Consider the following 15,187-nt stretch of genomic DNA (forward strand, 5'->3'; position numbering starts at 1 on the left):
CGGCATGACGGCGGGCGCCATGGCCACGCTCGCCCAATCGGCTGCCAGCACGCACGCCTACTACGACACCACCTTCAGCCGCCGCGCCATGAAGGTGCTGCCCGGCGAGTACTACGTCACCACCGAAGACCTGATGCTCGTGACGGTGCTGGGCTCGTGCGTGTCTGCCTGCGTGCGCGACAAGATTCTCGGCATTGGCGGCATGAACCACTTCATGCTGCCCTCGCGCAACGAGGGCGAGTCCATTCTGTCGCCCTCCATGCGCTACGGCACGCACGCCATGGAAGTGCTGCTCAACCAGCTCTACCGGGCCGGCGCCCGGCGCGAGCACCTAGAGATCAAGGTGTTTGGCGGCGCCGCCGTGCTGGCCGGCATGAGCACGCTGGATGTGGGCGAGCGCAATGGCAAGTTCGTCCTCGAATTCCTGCGCAACGAAGGGCTGACGGTCGCCGCCAAAGACCTCTTCGATGTGCACCCGCGCAAGGTGTATTTCGTGCCATCCACCGGCCAGATCATGGTGCGCAAGCTGCGCTCGCAAAACTCGGCCGCCGATCTGGACAGCGAAGCGCAATACGCCAGCAAGCTGTCGAAGTCCATCACGACGAAGCCTGCCTCGCGCCTGCAACTGTTCACGTAATTTCGTTTTTTTCCTGACCTTGCCCCCCAAAACAGCATGAACGACAAACGCAAGATTCAGGTGCTGTGCATCGACGATTCCGCACTGATCCGCAGCATCCTGAAGGAAATCATCAACGCGCAACCCGACATGGAAGTGGTGGGGGTCGCGCCGGACCCGATCATCGCGCGCGACCTCATCAAGCAGACCAATCCGGATGTGCTCACGCTGGACGTCGAAATGCCGAAGATGGACGGCCTCGACTTCCTGGAAAAGCTCATGCGCCTGCGCCCGACGCCGGTCGTCATGATCTCTTCGCTCACGGAGCGCGGCTCTGAGGCCACGCTGCGCGCGCTGGAGTTGGGCGCGGTGGATTTTGTCGCCAAGCCCAAGCTGGGCATGCGCGACGGCATGAACGAATACGCCGATCAGATTGCCGACAAGATCCGTGCGGCGGCGCGCGCCAAGCTGCGTCCGCGTACTGCGACGCCTGCCACTGCACCTGCATTGGCCGTTGCACCGGCACATGGCGCACACGTTCGCGCGGACCATGCACCGGGCACAGCAGCGCCGGCGCGTACCCATTTCTCGTCGACGGAAAAGCTCATCATCGTGGGCGCTTCCACCGGCGGCACCGAGGCGATCAAGGATTTCCTGCTGGAAATGCCGCCCGATTGCCCTGGCATCCTGATCGTGCAGCACATGCCGGCGGGCTTCACCACGTCGTTCGCCAAGCGGCTGGACGGCCTGTGCCGTATTCGCGTGAAGGAGGCCGTGCATGGCGAGCGCGTGCTGCCAGGCCACGCCTACATCGCCCCGGGTGACATGCACCTGTCGCTGGGCCGCAGTGGCGCCAACTACGTCACCGAGCTGGACCAGGGCCCGCCCGTGAACCGGCATCGCCCGGCGGTGGATGTGCTGTTCCGCTCTGCCGCGCGCAACGCCGGGGCCAACGCCCTGGGCGTGATCCTGACCGGCATGGGCAAGGATGGCGCGGTCGGCATGCTGGAAATGCGCAACGCCGGCGCCTATAACGTGGCCCAGGACGAGGCCTCGTGCGTGGTCTACGGCATGCCCAAGGAGGCCGTGGCCCATGGCGGTGTGCACGAGGTGCTGCCCCTGTCGCAGATCGGCCCGCATGTGCTGGCCAAGCTGTCTGCGCATGGCCGTGTGACGCGCGTGTAACGCCTATTTTTCCGGGACCATTGGTTGCGGGGCGCAGCAGTCAGGCGCCCCCAAATCTTTCCAGACGCATGCCGACACTCAAGAATCGGCCACAGGCGCCGATAAGATTGCCAAGGTAGCCCCGAAAACCCCCCAATTCAGTTAGTTTGCGGAGATTGTGTCCATGGACAAGAGCCAGTACCGATTCCTCGTCGTCGACGACTTCCCGACGATGCGCCGGATCGTGCGTAACCTGCTCAAGGAACTCGGCTTTGGCAACGTCGAGGAGGCCGAAGACGGCGCCGCCGGCCTGGCCAGAGTCAAGGAAGGCCGGTTCGATTTCGTCGTCTCCGACTGGAACATGCCGAACATGGATGGCCTGCAGATGCTGCAAGCCATTCGCGCTGACGCCAACCCGAGCATCAGCAAGCTGCCGGTGCTGATGGTGACGGCCGAGGCCAAGAAGGAAAACATCATCGCCGCTGCCCAGGCAGGTGCCAACGGCTACGTGGTCAAGCCCTTTACGGCCGCCACGCTGGACGAAAAGCTGAGCAAGATTTTCGAAAAGCTCGAAAAGGGGGCGTGATGAGCGAAATGCACGATGGCGCCCAGGCGCCGGTCGCAGAAGGTGCGGAAGGCGTAGACCACGGTGACATGCCGGAAATGCTCCAGCGCATCGGCCACCTCACGCGCATGCTGCGCGAGAGCATGCGTGAGCTGGGCCTGGACAAGGGCGTGGAAAAGGCCGCATCGGCCATACCCGACGCACGCGACCGCCTGAACTACATCGCCAACATGACCGAGCAGGCGGCCACCCGCGTGCTCAACGCCATCGACGCGGCCCGCCCAGTGCAAGACGCGCTGGAGAGCGACGCCGAGGCGCTGGTCAACCGCTGGCAATCGTGGATGGACCGCCAGCTTGGCGACGCAGAGATCCGTGATCTGGTCGGCCAGACCAACGGCTTCCTGCGCAGCGTGCCGGAAAAGACGCGCGACACGAACCAGCAGTTGATGGAAATCCTGATGGCCCAGGACTTCCAGGATTTGACCGGCCAGGTGATCAAGAAGGTGCTGGATGTCGTGCAACTGATCGAAAGTCAGTTGGTTGGCATCCTGCTGGAGAACGCACCTGAGCATCTGCGCACGGAAGCCTCGTCGTCGTCGCTGCTGAACGGCCCGCAGATCAATCCGGACCACCCGGACGTGGTCGGCAGCCAGGAACAGGTTGACGACCTGCTGGAAAGCCTCGGCTTCTAACGCCGGTCTGCCCGGCCTTCGCTTGTGCGAGGGCCGGCGCTTCTCTTGTCCAGGGCCCGCTCCGGGCTTCTATCCGGGCGCCTAGTTCTTCACCGCAGCTTGCGCCAGCATGGCGTCGATCTGCGCGTCTTTCTCTTCCCAAAGTTGTGCCAGCCAGCGGTGAAACTCGCTGCGGAACGCCGCATCGGCGGTGTAGTCGCCTGCGCACAGGCCGGCCGGAATTGGCAGCTCGCGAATGTGCACCATCACGCGGCCAGCCCGGCCGCTGGCGAGTTCCCAGAAGCTGGGTGTGCCGTCGGGGTAGACGATGCTCACGTCCAGCAGCGCCTGGAACTGGTCGCCCATGGCGTTGAGCGCCAGCGCCATCGCGCCGGCCTTGGGCTTGAGCAGATGGCGATACGGCGAGGATTGCGCGCGGTGCTTGGCCGCCGTGTAGCGGGTGCCTTCGGCAAAGTTCATGACGCTGGTCGGTACCTTGGCGAACTTGGCGCAGGCGCGCCGCGCGGTCTCCCGGTCTTGGTTGCGCAGTTCCGGGTGCTTGCGCAACGCCGCCTTGGTATGCCGCCGCATGAACGGAAAATCCAGTGCCCACCAGGCCAGGCCGATCACCGGCACATAGATCAACTGCTGCTTGAGGAAGAATTTCAGCAGCGGAATGCGCCGGTTCAGCACCCGCTGCAGCACGAAGATGTCGACCCACGAACGGTGGTTGCAGTTGACCATATACCACCCCGCGTAGCGCAGGTTGGAGGCGCCTTCCACGCTCCATGGCGCGCGCTGCAGCAGGCCGATCCAGAAGTTGTTGCAGCCGATCCAGCAGGTGGCGATCCAGTTCAGCACCGGGTCGATCCGCTGACGGACAGCCGTGACTGGAACCAGCAGCTTGAGGGCGGAGAACAGAAACAGCGGCACGCTCCAGAACAACGTGTTCAGTGCCAGCAGGATCAGGCTAATCGTGCCCAGTACGACGGGCGGCAAGACGCGTATCAACGGCAACTCCAAAAAAGTACCCGCCGGCAGGATCGCGGCGGGCATGGATGGTGATGATGAGGATACGCGAGGGTAGCGCTGATCGCCTGCCAACGCCATGCGCCGCGTCAGACTTTACGTCGGGGACGTCTGGAGGCGCCGAGTCCGTTGCCCCCTCAGTTGCGCGCCTGCTGCGACACCTGCGTCAGGATCTGCCCCGCCGCGCTGTAGCTCGCGTTCATGTAGATTTTCGAGAACGAGTGCCCCAGCGCGTCAGACAGCGGATGCCAGCCGAGCGAGTAGTTGGCGGGCAGCACCGTCTGCACCAGGCTGAGCGCGCCGATCACCGTGTCGGCATGCGACGTCAGGTAGCTGGACCCCGGCAGTTGATAGCGCGTGGCGTTGCCCACGTTGACCGCGCTGATCTTGCCTTGTGCCTGATCCGGCCCGGTCACCAGCAGGTTGATCTCGAAGTTGGTGTACAGCGTGCCCTGCGAGTGGCCCACCAGCACCACCTTGCGCTGCGCCTTCAGGTAGTTGCGGTACTGGTTCAGGTGGTCAGGCAGCTCCGGGATGTCGTTCTTCGTCAGCAGGTCGATGTACTTCTGCTGCAGCGCTGCGTTCATGCCGCCGGCCGGCAGGCTGTTGCCGTCGATGGCGCGCCAGAAGTCGGCCGGGCTCGTGCCTTCCACACCCTTTTGCTTGAACACCTGGTAGACGTCGCTCAGGGCGCCTTGCGTGGCGTTGTAGGCGTTGCCATAGACGTAGGTGTTGTTCTTGTCGCGCGCGTTGAGCTGGGTCTTCAGCACCTGCAGGCTGGCCACCGCATCGTCAAACGTGTTGTTGATGCCGTTGACGAACACGATGGCCGACCCAGGCGCAGCCGAGATGGCACAGAGCGGCGCGGCGAGCAGCGAACCGGCGAGCACGATGGTGGCAAGTTTCTTCATCTTCATGCAGCAGTCTCCTTGGTGGTGGGGTGAAGGGGGGGCCAAGTCAGGCGGGCAACTCCGTGCTCAGTTCGGCAGCGTGGCTGGGTCAAAACTGCACGCGGCGGCACCGGGGTCGTCAAAGTACTGGCCGCCGGCCAGCGCCTGGAAGCGCAGGTAGGCCGTCGTGTCGCTGTCGTTGTCGAGCATGACGGCGCGCGCATTCTTGATGCGATCGAGCATCGTCTGTTGGTCAACGCCGGTGGTGGCGAGTACGCCCGGGCCCAACGCACAGGCGATGCCACTGGCGATGGCATCGCCGGCCAGCTTGGCGTCCTGCGGGCCGCGCACGTTGTTCACGGCCTGGCTCCAGCCGTAGGCGATCTGCGTGAGGGCCTGGCGCGTGGCGGCGGAATTGGGGTACTCGCGGGCGAGGTACTCGGTAAAGCGAGGTGGCAGCGGCGGGTTTGCCTGCGTGGGCGGTGCCAGCGGCGCGCTGGCAGGCGTGGGGAGGGGTGAGGGCGGTGTGGCCGCAGCGGCCCGTTTTGGCGGATCGGGCGGCGGGGCGTCATGCGCGTCTGCGGCACCGGCTGAAAACAGCCGCACCCCCGCAAACACCAGTACTGCTGTCGCCAGGATGGCCCCAGCCTTGACCTGCCACCGCATACCCCCTCCTGCCTGATGAGGTTGGACTGCCCGATGTACGTACCGCAAGCGTCACAGCGCATGCGACTGCGACGCATGGTAGTTGCCGGCGGGGGGTGTTTTGTTAATCCAGTGTTATCAAGTGGCTGTTTGGAGAGTGTGGGCGGGTTGGCGCGCATTCCGGGGCCATTCCACGGAAAAAGGCGTCCCGAGGTGGTTTTCTCCCCGCTTTAGCCGGCGTGCGGTGCGGGAATAATGCGAGCGTCTAGTCATCCACCCCTCGCATCCTCCCGGCATGTCCGAAGAAAGCGATCTCGAAAAAACTGAAGCCGCCTCACCCCGGCGCCTGGAGCAGGCGCGCGAGGAAGGCGACGTTCCCAGATCACGGGAACTGGGTTCGTTCGCCCTGCTGGCAGCGGGCGCAGGCGGGATGTGGGTGATGGGCGAGTCGATCGTGCGGGGGGCGTCGTCGTTTCTGGCGCGCTGCCTGGAGTTTCACCGCTACGACATCACCCGCGGGCAAGACCAGTGGACCTACGTGGCGGCGCAGTTCACGCCGCTGGGCATCGCGCTGGGCGGGTTGCTGCTGTTGCTTATCCTGGCCGCGCTCACGCCGCTGGCGCTGACTCGCGGCGCCATCTCGTTCAAGCCGCTGGAACCCGATATCACGCGGCTGTTCAAGCTGCAGGGGCTCACGCGCATGTTCTCCGTCGAGGGCCTGCTGGAGTTGCCGCGCCTGCTGATCAAACTGGCACTGGTGGCTGGCGTGGGTTGGTGGCTGATCCGGCACTACCGCGCGGATTTCATCGAACTGCCGCAGCAAGACCTGCGCGCCGCCATGGGTGACACCATGCATGTGGCCGGCGTGGCCTATCTGTGCATGGCGGCGGTGATGCTGCTGGTGGTGGCGGTGGATGTGCCGCTGGCGCTGTGGCAATACGCCCGCAAGCACCGCATGACCAAGGAAGAGGTGCGCAAGGAGCACCGCGAATCCGAAGGCGATCCGCACGTCAAGGGCCGCATCCGCGCCATGCAGCGCCAGGCGGCCCAGCGCCGCATGATGGCCGACGTGCCCAAGGCCGACGTGATCGTCACCAACCCGACGCACTACGCCGTGGCGCTGCGCTATTCCGAGCAGGAAGGCGGCGCACCGCGCGTGCTGGCCAAGGGCGCCGACCTGGTGGCCGCCAAGATCCGCGAGCTAGGCACCGAGCACAAGATTCCCATTCTGGAAGCGCCGCCGCTGGCGCGTGCGCTGTACCGGCACACGGAGATCGGCCACCAGATTCCGGAGGCCCTGTATGCCGCCGTGGCCGAGGTGCTGGCGTATGTGTATCAGCTGCGCCGCATGCATCAGGTGGGTGGGCGGGCGCCGAAACGCCCGACCGAACTGCCGGTGCCGGCGGATATGGACCCCGGCCCTCAGGCCGGCCTCGAAGACACCAACGACGACGCCTAAGGGATTAGCAGGGATCTGCAATCCCAACGCCGATGCTGCGGCCGGTGAGGCCGCGACTGGCGCTACCGCACCACGACGTTATATCGACCTGGGCGGTGCCACGCGATCACCATCGCGCTCATGGCCACCGCGCTCAGTGCCGACCACCCTGCGCGGCCAGGCGCGATCACCAAGATCGATGTCAGCAGAATCGTCGAATCGATGGCCACCTGCACGATCCCGGCATTGATCCCACGCGTGCGTTGCAGCCAGAGCGTCAGAACGCCAGTGCCGCCAACGCCCGAGCCGTGTCGCGCGAGCGCCAACACCCCCATGCCGTTGAGCGTACCGCCCACCAGCGCTGCAAATAGCGGGCTTTCAAAATCGATGTGCAAGGCCCGGGGCGTCAACGCAAGCAGGAAGGTGATGCCACAACTGGCCAGCGTCGACTTGATGGCAAAACGCGGGCCCATCACGAAATAGGCAAACACGAAAAACGGCACGTTGACCAACGTGAAAATGGTGCCGACCGATAACGGCGCGACATACGACACCAACAACGCGATGCCCGCAATGCCACCGGTCACGAGTCCGGCCGCGCTCAGCAGTACTACCCCCGTCACGATGAACATCATGCCGACGGCCATGCCATAGATGTCCTCAAGCATCGTGTGTCCGGCTGCATGGGGGCGGCTTGCCGCAACGGTGCCGCTTGCGTGATGAAGCTGATGGTCCATGGTGCCGCTCATCGCGTGAACGGCCAGTCCGGCAAACAATCGTGTATGTCGAGTAATCCAGATGCGGGGTGCTTCATTGAACGTTGCCTATGCTCGGGTTGGTGCATCCACACACCGGCCCATGCACCACCTTCGTGCGGTGTGCCTGGGTTCGGGTCTGGTGGGCTCGCGATTCGGTCGCTGCGGGGATGATTTGCAATTCCCATACCCAGCGCCCACGACAGAGCTGCCAGTGCCGGCGGATATGGCACCGGCGCCTAGCGTGGGGCCAGACGACGATCGGATGACGACGCGGATTCTATCCCGGGCGGCTAGACCGGCCGCCACGCCGGCAAGCGTCTTTCCAACTGAGCGGCGACTGCCAGCAGTTCGTGTTCGTCCCAATGACGCCCGACCAGTTGGAGGCCGATCGGCAGCTGGGTCTGCGGGCAGCGGCCCGCAGGGATCACCACCGCGGGCGAGCCAGTGAGGCTGAATGGGAATACGTAGCGATAGGCGCCCGGTTCGCGCAGCGATTCTCCGTGCCGGAAGGCAACGTCCGGGTAGACCGGGCTGATCAGCACATCGATGTCCCGGAACAGCGCGGCCAGTTGGTAGCGCACCGTATCGCGCATGACCAATGCGCTGCGGAGTTCGTCGACGCTCATTTCCAGCTGCGTGCTTGAGGACAGCATCTGTGCGAGCGGAGCGGAGAACGCATGCTTGTTCATGTCTGCGAACAGGTGTTGCCAGTGGCGGCCGCTGTCACCACCCAGCACCAACACCTTCCACAGCACGTCACAGGCCTCGTCCATCATCGGCGGCGTAGTCTCTTCGACGGACGCCACGGCGCCGTCAAGCAGCGCTGCCGCCTGCTGCAGTAGCGTAGTGGTTGCCGCAGAAGGGCGGGCCGGCCCGCTGCTCTCTTGCCAGATGCCGATGCGCAACCCAGCCAGTTCCTGTGCACGGTAATCCAGGAATGGCGCGGGGACGGTGTCCGGGTCGTGGCCGTCCGGGCCGCTGATCAACTTGCCGAGCAAGGCGACGTCATCCACACAGCGGCCCATCACCCCGAACGATGAACTGAGATGGAACAAGCCGGAGCGGTCGTGCGGGAACTGACCGGTCAGCGGCGCGCGCCATTGCGTCAGCTTCAGGCCGCATACGCCGTTGAAGTGCGCGGGCACGCGCACGCTGCCGCAAGCATCGGAAGCCAAGCCCCCAGGGCTCATGCCCGATGCGATGGCGGCGGCCTCGCCACCGCTGCTGCCGCCGGCCGAATGATCGGGATGGTGCGGATTGAGCGTGCGGCCGTAGAGCAGGTTGTCGGTATCGAAGGCCATGCACATCTCGGGCACGTTGCTCAGCCCCAGCGCGATGGCCCCAGCGTCGAACAGCCGCTGGGCAACCGTGGCGCTGGTCTCGCTGGGCTTGCCGTGCAGTTCGCGCACGCCACGGCTCGGGTGGAAGCCGCGCACGTGGCAAGCGTCCTTGAAGCTCAGTGGTACGCCGTGCAGGGGCCCCTGCAACTGCCCGCGCCGTAGCGCGGCGTCGGCGGCGTCGGCTTCTGCAAGCACGCGCTCGGGCGCCGCCTGCTCGATGATGGCATTCACCTCCGGGTTGCGGCGGGCGATGCGGGCCAGGTAGTGTTCGGCCAGCGCGCGGCTGGTCAGCCGGCCGCGCCGTTGCAGGCCGACCATGTCTCTCAAGGGTAGGGTGTCGATATCGTCGATAGGGTCGATAGGGTCGATAGGGTCGATAGGGTCGATAGGGTCGATACGGGTCATGGGCCCCCTCAGAGCTTGCGCAACAGCGCGTTGGGCAGCCGATACATGGAGCGCGTCACCCGGCGCATCACCGCCACTTTCCAAGCGGGCAGGGCGGCCACGGCTTCCAGCGCCTCGCGGCTGCGATCCAGCACATCGTCGATCGTCTCGGCGCTCACGGTCAGTGGCGGGTAGTAGCGCAGTACCGGGCGCTCGGCGCGCTCGTTCATGGAGTGGCCGGTATGGACGTTCCGTTTGCCCAACTCCATCGACAGCAGCGATTCGTACACCGCGCCTTTGAGCCGCAGCCCCGTCATCAAGCCGATGCCAGGCACGTCTTCGATGATGTCGGGAAAGCGTCTTGCCAGCGCCATCAGCCCCTGGCGCAGTTGGTGGCCGCGCTCGACGGAGGCTTGCAGCAGCCGTTCTTCTTCGATGACGTCAATCGCTGCCAAGGCGGCCGCACAGGCAAACGGGTGGCCACCGCAACTGCCGCGATCATCCTGCGGCGCGGGCAGCCGCTCCAGCGTCTGCTGGCGGTACATCACACACGCGATGGATGCGTATCCGCCGGTTAACCCCTTGGACAGGATCAGGATGTCGGGCTCGATGCCGGCGTATTCCACCGCGAACATCTTGCCGCAGCGGCCGAAGGCGGTCTGGATTTCATCTGCGACGAACAGCGTGCCCGTGCGGTCGCACAACGCGCGAATGTCTTGCAGATAGCCCAGTGGCGGCATGCGCAGGTGGGCACCGCCCAGAATCGGCTCCAGGTACACGGCACAGGCGCCGTCGCCAACGGCTTCGCGCATCGCTGCCATGTCGCCGTAGGGCACGATGACCACGTCGTCGGCGAGCCTGCCGAAGCTGGCTTCGTGTTGCCGCTGGCCCAGGATGCTCATCGCGGCCAGCGTCTTGCCGTGGTAGGCGCCCGCGGTAATCACAATGCGGCGGCGCGGCGCGTTGGCGGCAAGCACGTAGCGTAGCGAGTGCTCCACCGCCTCCGCACCCGACAGCATGTAATGGACGTCGCCCCACTGGCCGGGTGCCAGGGCTTTCAGACGCGCCGTCAGCGCTTGCTGTGCGGGGTGGGTGGTGCCGTGCGGAAGCCAGGCCAGTTGCGCCAGCTGCGCATCGACGCGGCGCTGCACGGCGGGGTGGCGATGGCCAACAATGAAGACGCCGTAGCTGCACGCGAAATCGAGATAGCGGCGGCCCGTGTGGTCGCGCACCTCGCAATCGGAGGCTTCTGCCTCGACTTGGCTGCCGGCAATCCGGTACAGCTTGGCGGCCGACGCACCCCAGTGTTTTTCACAGGTGTCCAGCAGTTGCTGGCGATCAATGGTTGTGGTCGTCATGGAATGCTCTCCTGATGGCAACGAGGGCTTCGTCAAGCGCTAGCGCGTGGGTGGCGGCCGACGGGTGCAGGGTCAACGTTCTGCCGCTTGGCGGCCGCACCAGCACGCCCTCTGCCAACAAGCGTTCGGGCAGGCTGATTACGTCCACGTGGTCTGGCACGCGCAGGTTGACGATGCCGCCAACCACACTGCGGATGTGCTCCGGCAGCGCGTCGGCGATGGTGTTGCCGAGCGCTTGAAACTGGCTGGGTGTCTTGCGCCGCGTCGCGTAGTCCAGTGCGGCGAGCGCGGCGGTGCAGGACAGCGGGTTGCCGCCGGTGGTGCTGCCGTGTTTGGCGGGCGAGCTGCTGCCGTACACCTTGTAGGCGCGCTCGGCCGAGGTGAGATAGCAACCGATGGGCACCGCCCCGCCGCCGAGCGCCCCGCCCAGAACCAGAATGTCGGGGGCCACGCCGGCCAGTTCGTGGCCGAACATCACGCCGGCGGCGCCAAGGCAGACTTCGCTGGCCTGGCAGACCAGCGGCACCTTCGCGGCACGGGCCAGGCTGGCAATCTCACGCAGGCGTTCAGCCGGGAGTGGCACCAGTGAACCATCGTCCTGGCGGATCAGTGGCGAGTAGCACAGCGCATAGCACTGGGCCAGATCGCTGGCCGATGGCAGTGCGCCGTGGCGCTCGATTGTCAGTGTTTCCAGGCCCAGGAAGCTGCGCAGTTCGCCATAGCCTTCCGGTTTTTCCAGGCAGCGGCCAAAACTCAGCGAGCCGAATTCACTGCCGCGCACGTGGGCCAGGCGCCGCAGTTGAGGCTGCAGACCCTTGCAGAGCTTGAGCGCGCCTTCGAAGGCCTCGTCGCCGGAGCTGCACACATAGGCGTTGGACAGCGTGGACGGCAGCATGGCGGCCAGCTCGCGGCATAGCCGCAGCAGCGGTTCGGACATCATCACCCGGTTGGACAGGCCCATGACAGCGGCCTGCGCACGTACCTTGTCGATGATCTCCGGAAGGCTGAAGCCCAAGTGGCCGCTGGCCAGATCGACAATGCGGCGGCCGTTGACGTCGATCAGCGTTTCGCCTTCCCCGCTCAGGAGCTGCCCAGCCAGGGCAGGCAGGGCATCGCGTGCGGTCATGGTGCCCTCCTCACAGGTAGCTGAGCGCGTTGAAGATCTTGCGCCGGGTGTCGACGATGGCGCGCCGGCCATGCATGACACGGCGGTTGTCGATCATCACGAAGTCGTTGTCGCTCCAGTCCACGGGGATGGTGTTGGCGTCGGTCACGCGAATCAGCTCTTCCATCATGGCCGCCGGGATCGGTTCGCCGCTGGCCGCGATCGTGATGCGGGGCTTCTCGTAGTTGTACGAGGGGCCGAGGATGCTGTTGGCAAAGGCCGGCTGACGGCCGATGGCTGAGGACAACACCGCCGAGACCGTGAAGTCGTAACCGATGGATTCATCGGCAGGGTTGTAGGTGATGTGGGTATTCGGATCGTCGCCGACAATGCGCTGCAGATCCTCGAACTTCACCTGCTCCGGATTGTTCAGCGTGGGGGTGTAGTGCACCACCAGCCGCTTCCATTTATCGGCCTGCACATTGCGCGAATAGCGGATCTCGTTCTGCACGAAGAAGTCGCGGGTGCTGTCGGAGAACTGGTCCAGTACGGCCACGCCGTCGCAGACGGTGGTTTGCGAGCCCACGCGTGGGGCCTCCTTGCAATAGAACCAGGTCAGGTCCGGCCAGAACGGCGAGTTGCCGTTCTCGCAGTGCAGGCCCACCGCGTCGGTGCCGGCATCCACCAGTTGGGCGGCGCCGCCTTCCATGGTGCGTGCCGGGTCCAGGCTGAGCCGGGAGCTGTGGCGTTTGACGAAGCTGCAGAATTCATCGACGGTTTCCGCGCCGTGGGGGAACAGCAGCACACCGGTCTCGGCAAGCTCGGAGAGCAGCTCTTCGGTTTTGAGTGCGCGCATCTCTTCAAGGCAGATACGCTTGATGGTGGTCTCAGACTGCAACAAGACGGCCGTGTTCATGGTTGTGTTCCTCATTGATGGAGAAGTTGCCCCGGCGGGAGGCATAGGCCTGCGCAATGTCGCCGCGCTGCGGGCGCCCAGTAACGGTGTAGAGGCGGGAGAGCAGTTCGCTGCCGCGCGGCAGCAGCCACAGCCTGGACGGGCGCTCGATGTCGGACAGGTTGTCGGCCATCCAGCCGAGCCAAGGCGTGGTGTCGGTGGCTTCGCCGGTATGCAGCAGGGCGATCAGGCCGTCCTCGTCGTCGAGGAAGACCACCGCGTCGTGGATGCCATCCAGCTGGCGCAGTTCCAGTTCCACTTGCTCGGGGCTGACGTTGCGACCGTTCGGCAAGCAAATGACGTTCTTCTTGCGCCCGCTGATAAACAGGTAGCCATCCTCGTCCAGGGTGCCCAGGTCACCCGTATCGAGCCAGCCATCGGCCGTATGCGCGCAGGCGCTCGGGTCTTCGCCGGAGTAATGGCTGAATTGCGACGCGCTGCGGATGTGGATGCCGCCGTCGTCCGCAATGCGAATCTGCACGTGAGGCAGTGCGCGGCCCACGCTACCGTGGCGATTGGCCGTGCGCGTGTTGACGCTGACGACCGACGCGTTCTCGCTCAGGCCGTAGCCCTGGAAGATCGCAATGCCCAGCTCCGCCAGCCGGGCTAGCACGTCGGCACTGACGGCAGCGCCGCCACACGTGATGTGGGGGGCATCATCGGCACGGAGATAGCGGGCCAGTTCTGCGTCGCCCTGTTCCAGCCGCGCCAGCAGGCGGTTGACGACCATCGGGGGCACGGTGCTGGCACCGGGGCGCACTCGCATCAGCCAGTCGATCATCCGGTCGGCACTGCCGCCGGGCTCGCCCAGCAACGGTACGGTTTCCGGCAGGAAATGGACGGTGCCGCCCGCCAGCAACGGCATGTACAGCGCCGTAATCTGCTCAAGCAACAGACTCAGCGGCACCAGCGACAGATAGCGGTGGTGACACTCGGCCGGCAGAGCCTCATGCAGGCTCTTCAGCGTGGCGGCCAGGGCGTTCTCGCTCAGGCAGACGCCCTTGGGGCGGCTTGTGGTGCCCGACGTGTGGATGATCTTGCAGATCCAGCTGCCATCCGGCGCGAGTTGCGGCGACGCCGGCATCGCGCTGGGTGCCGGGGCCAACTGGTCCACCCGGAGTTTGCGCACCGCAGACGCTTGCTGCCCCCAGCGTTGTTCCAGGATGGCTTCGCCGGCTTCGTCGACCAGGAAGAAATCGCACTTGGCGGCCAAGTGTTCTGCTTGCGCGCGGGTGAAGGCTTGCGGCAACGGCAAACTGGTGAGGTTGGCGAACAGGCAGGCCAGATCGGCGATGAGCCAGTTGCTGCTGTTACGGATGACGATGCCAACCACGGGGCGTTGTTTGACGAGGTCGGGCCGCAGTTCGGCCTGCAGGGTGTCCGCCAGCACGTGCGCGGTGTTGGCGAGCTCGCGCCGGTTCATCTGGCGTTGGATGCCACCGTCGGCATCGTGGTCGATACAGGCGACTTGCTCTGGGTTGTTCAGAAATTGCTGGCACAGCTGATGGCTCAGGCTCACGATACGGCCTCCTCCAGTTGGGCGGGCTGCTTGCTGCGGATGAAATCCATGGAGGTGGTCAGTCGCTGGAACAGCTCGCGGTGGTTGGCGACGTGGATGAGCCCGGTGGTCGGCTTGTTGGCGTAGTAGCTGCCCCATCCCTCTCCGCCGCCATCGACCTTGGCCGGGTCGGCTTCGCATATCGGTTCAAAGCGGATGTCGCAAGCGCTCAGCAGCCCAGCGACCTTGGGCGTGATGGTGCACAGCAGGGCCTTGGCCCCCATGCACCACGCGAGCAGCGGCACAAGCTTGATGACACTGAGTGATGCGCGCTTGTCAAAGGAAATCAGATTGCCGACCTCTGCAATTTCGTTTCGGCTGTATTGGCATCGCCAAATCTCTTGAATGGCGGTTTCAATTGGCGTGTCCAGATACTGTTCGGAAAATAGCGTTCCGGTTGTGGCGAATGTAATTCCCGCGCAAGCCAGAATCGTTCGGTCGCCTTCTACTGCGACGACAAAGTTTTCCGGGTTGGGTTCGATCTGCGCCTCGTAAGCGCTGCGGTATTTGTTCTGTACGGCGGTGACTGCAAGATGCCATAACGCAGTCCCTTGTTTGACAACTCGGATATTCATCACATCACCCTGTAGGTTTGTCGACATTCGATGTCATCATCATGGGCGGTGCGCTGCGATGTTGCACTGCAGAAAATGGATTTGTGAATTTAAATAATAGGATTGGTATGTTTTGAATCACATTAATCTGTTATAA

Annotated in this window: 15 protein-coding genes; 5 read left to right on the forward strand and 10 right to left on the reverse strand. The window is 64.7% G+C overall.

The window, feature by feature from the left end:
- Positions 1 to 19: 19 nt before the first annotated feature.
- The 4 genes from cheD to cheZ all read left to right on the forward strand — a co-directional run bounded on the left by cheD (position 20) and on the right by cheZ (position 3,037).
- A complete protein-coding gene (gene cheD / locus ACN9M1_RS17360; RefSeq protein WP_426400743.1) occupies positions 20 to 637 on the forward strand; it encodes a chemoreceptor glutamine deamidase CheD in 618 nt (205 codons plus the stop codon).
- Between the two features lie 36 nt (positions 638 to 673).
- Complete coding sequence (locus ACN9M1_RS17365) at positions 674 to 1,801, forward strand: protein-glutamate methylesterase/protein-glutamine glutaminase (RefSeq protein ID WP_426399812.1); 1,128 nt, start codon at positions 674 to 676, stop codon at positions 1,799 to 1,801.
- Between the two features lie 163 nt (positions 1,802 to 1,964).
- Positions 1,965 to 2,366 carry a chemotaxis response regulator CheY gene (cheY, locus tag ACN9M1_RS17370; RefSeq protein ID WP_426399813.1) on the forward strand — a complete coding sequence of 134 codons (402 nt, stop codon included), beginning with the start codon at positions 1,965 to 1,967 and terminating at the stop codon, positions 2,364 to 2,366.
- Positions 2,366 to 3,037, forward strand: coding sequence for a protein phosphatase CheZ (gene cheZ, locus ACN9M1_RS17375; RefSeq protein ID WP_426399814.1), 672 nt, complete (start codon positions 2,366 to 2,368; stop codon positions 3,035 to 3,037). The genes cheY and cheZ overlap by 1 nt, the downstream gene beginning before the upstream one ends.
- Positions 3,038 to 3,118: 81 nt before the next feature.
- Here the strand turns inward: cheZ and ACN9M1_RS17380 are convergent, their stop codons facing one another.
- The 3 genes from ACN9M1_RS17380 to ACN9M1_RS17390 form a co-directional block, all read right to left on the reverse strand.
- Positions 3,119 to 4,027 (reverse strand): acyltransferase, encoded by a 909-nt coding sequence (locus ACN9M1_RS17380; RefSeq protein ID WP_426399815.1) that lies wholly within the window; start codon positions 4,025 to 4,027, stop codon positions 3,119 to 3,121.
- A gap of 155 nt (positions 4,028 to 4,182) precedes the next feature.
- On the reverse strand, positions 4,183 to 4,956 hold the full coding sequence (locus ACN9M1_RS17385; protein ID WP_426400744.1) for a hypothetical protein: 774 nt from the start codon (positions 4,954 to 4,956) through the stop codon (positions 4,183 to 4,185).
- Between the two features lie 66 nt (positions 4,957 to 5,022).
- Positions 5,023 to 5,601, reverse strand: coding sequence for a hypothetical protein (locus tag ACN9M1_RS17390; RefSeq protein ID WP_426399816.1), 579 nt, complete (start codon positions 5,599 to 5,601; stop codon positions 5,023 to 5,025).
- A gap of 274 nt (positions 5,602 to 5,875) precedes the next feature.
- Here ACN9M1_RS17390 and flhB point away from each other — a divergent pair, with 274 nt between their 5' ends.
- Positions 5,876 to 7,039: a flagellar biosynthesis protein FlhB gene (gene flhB / locus ACN9M1_RS17395; RefSeq protein ID WP_426399817.1), complete on the forward strand. Its 1,164-nt coding sequence runs from the start codon at positions 5,876 to 5,878 to the stop codon at positions 7,037 to 7,039.
- 62 nt (positions 7,040 to 7,101) lie between these two features.
- On the opposite strand, the gene ACN9M1_RS17400 is transcribed toward flhB, so the two are convergent.
- From ACN9M1_RS17400 to ACN9M1_RS17430, 7 genes are all read right to left on the reverse strand, one after another.
- On the reverse strand, positions 7,102 to 7,755 hold the full coding sequence (locus tag ACN9M1_RS17400) for a YitT family protein (protein WP_426399818.1): 654 nt from the start codon (positions 7,753 to 7,755) through the stop codon (positions 7,102 to 7,104).
- A 311-nt stretch (positions 7,756 to 8,066) separates the two neighbouring features.
- Positions 8,067 to 9,521 carry an amidase gene (locus ACN9M1_RS17405; RefSeq protein ID WP_426399819.1) on the reverse strand — a complete coding sequence of 485 codons (1,455 nt, stop codon included), beginning with the start codon at positions 9,519 to 9,521 and terminating at the stop codon, positions 8,067 to 8,069.
- A gap of 8 nt (positions 9,522 to 9,529) precedes the next feature.
- Entirely contained in the window at positions 9,530 to 10,858 is a 1,329-nt protein-coding gene (locus ACN9M1_RS17410) for an aspartate aminotransferase family protein (protein WP_426399820.1), read from the reverse strand.
- Positions 10,839 to 11,984, reverse strand: coding sequence for an aminotransferase class III-fold pyridoxal phosphate-dependent enzyme (locus ACN9M1_RS17415; RefSeq protein WP_426399821.1), 1,146 nt, complete (start codon positions 11,982 to 11,984; stop codon positions 10,839 to 10,841). Before ACN9M1_RS17415 ends, ACN9M1_RS17410 begins: the two co-directional genes overlap by 20 nt.
- A gap of 10 nt (positions 11,985 to 11,994) precedes the next feature.
- Complete coding sequence (locus tag ACN9M1_RS17420) at positions 11,995 to 12,879, reverse strand: TauD/TfdA family dioxygenase (protein WP_426399822.1); 885 nt, start codon at positions 12,877 to 12,879, stop codon at positions 11,995 to 11,997.
- Positions 12,851 to 14,437, reverse strand: a complete 1,587-nt coding sequence (locus ACN9M1_RS17425) for an AMP-binding protein (RefSeq protein WP_426399823.1) — start codon at positions 14,435 to 14,437, stop codon at positions 12,851 to 12,853. The genes ACN9M1_RS17420 and ACN9M1_RS17425 overlap by 29 nt, the downstream gene beginning before the upstream one ends.
- On the reverse strand, positions 14,434 to 15,051 hold the full coding sequence (locus tag ACN9M1_RS17430; RefSeq protein WP_426399824.1) for a thermostable hemolysin: 618 nt from the start codon (positions 15,049 to 15,051) through the stop codon (positions 14,434 to 14,436). Before ACN9M1_RS17430 ends, ACN9M1_RS17425 begins: the two co-directional genes overlap by 4 nt.
- Positions 15,052 to 15,187 lie beyond the last annotated feature (136 nt).

This window comes from Ralstonia sp. R-29, assembly GCF_049913345.1.
Taxonomy (GTDB): domain Bacteria; phylum Pseudomonadota; class Gammaproteobacteria; order Burkholderiales; family Burkholderiaceae; genus Ralstonia.

Excerpts from the sequence above, each read along its gene's own strand:
- ACN9M1_RS17405 (WP_426399819.1), bottom strand. The coding sequence starts at position 9,521 with ATGACCCGTATCGACCCTATCGACCCTATCGACCCTATCGACCCTATC.
- ACN9M1_RS17365 (WP_426399812.1), top strand. The coding sequence starts at position 674 with ATGAACGACAAACGCAAGATTCAGGTGCTGTGCATCGACGATTCCGCA.
- ACN9M1_RS17430 (WP_426399824.1), bottom strand. The coding sequence starts at position 15,051 with ATGAATATCCGAGTTGTCAAACAAGGGACTGCGTTATGGCATCTTGCA.
- ACN9M1_RS17390 (WP_426399816.1), bottom strand. The coding sequence starts at position 5,601 with ATGCGGTGGCAGGTCAAGGCTGGGGCCATCCTGGCGACAGCAGTACTG.
- cheZ (WP_426399814.1), top strand. The coding sequence starts at position 2,366 with ATGAGCGAAATGCACGATGGCGCCCAGGCGCCGGTCGCAGAAGGTGCG.
- ACN9M1_RS17400 (WP_426399818.1), bottom strand. The coding sequence starts at position 7,755 with ATGGACCATCAGCTTCATCACGCAAGCGGCACCGTTGCGGCAAGCCGC.
- cheD (WP_426400743.1), top strand. The coding sequence starts at position 20 with ATGGCCACGCTCGCCCAATCGGCTGCCAGCACGCACGCCTACTACGAC.
- ACN9M1_RS17415 (WP_426399821.1), bottom strand. The coding sequence starts at position 11,984 with ATGACCGCACGCGATGCCCTGCCTGCCCTGGCTGGGCAGCTCCTGAGC.
- ACN9M1_RS17410 (WP_426399820.1), bottom strand. The coding sequence starts at position 10,858 with ATGACGACCACAACCATTGATCGCCAGCAACTGCTGGACACCTGTGAA.
- ACN9M1_RS17385 (WP_426400744.1), bottom strand. The coding sequence starts at position 4,956 with ATGAAGAAACTTGCCACCATCGTGCTCGCCGGTTCGCTGCTCGCCGCG.
- ACN9M1_RS17420 (WP_426399822.1), bottom strand. The coding sequence starts at position 12,879 with ATGAACACGGCCGTCTTGTTGCAGTCTGAGACCACCATCAAGCGTATC.
- cheY (WP_426399813.1), top strand. The coding sequence starts at position 1,965 with ATGGACAAGAGCCAGTACCGATTCCTCGTCGTCGACGACTTCCCGACG.
- flhB (WP_426399817.1), top strand. The coding sequence starts at position 5,876 with ATGTCCGAAGAAAGCGATCTCGAAAAAACTGAAGCCGCCTCACCCCGG.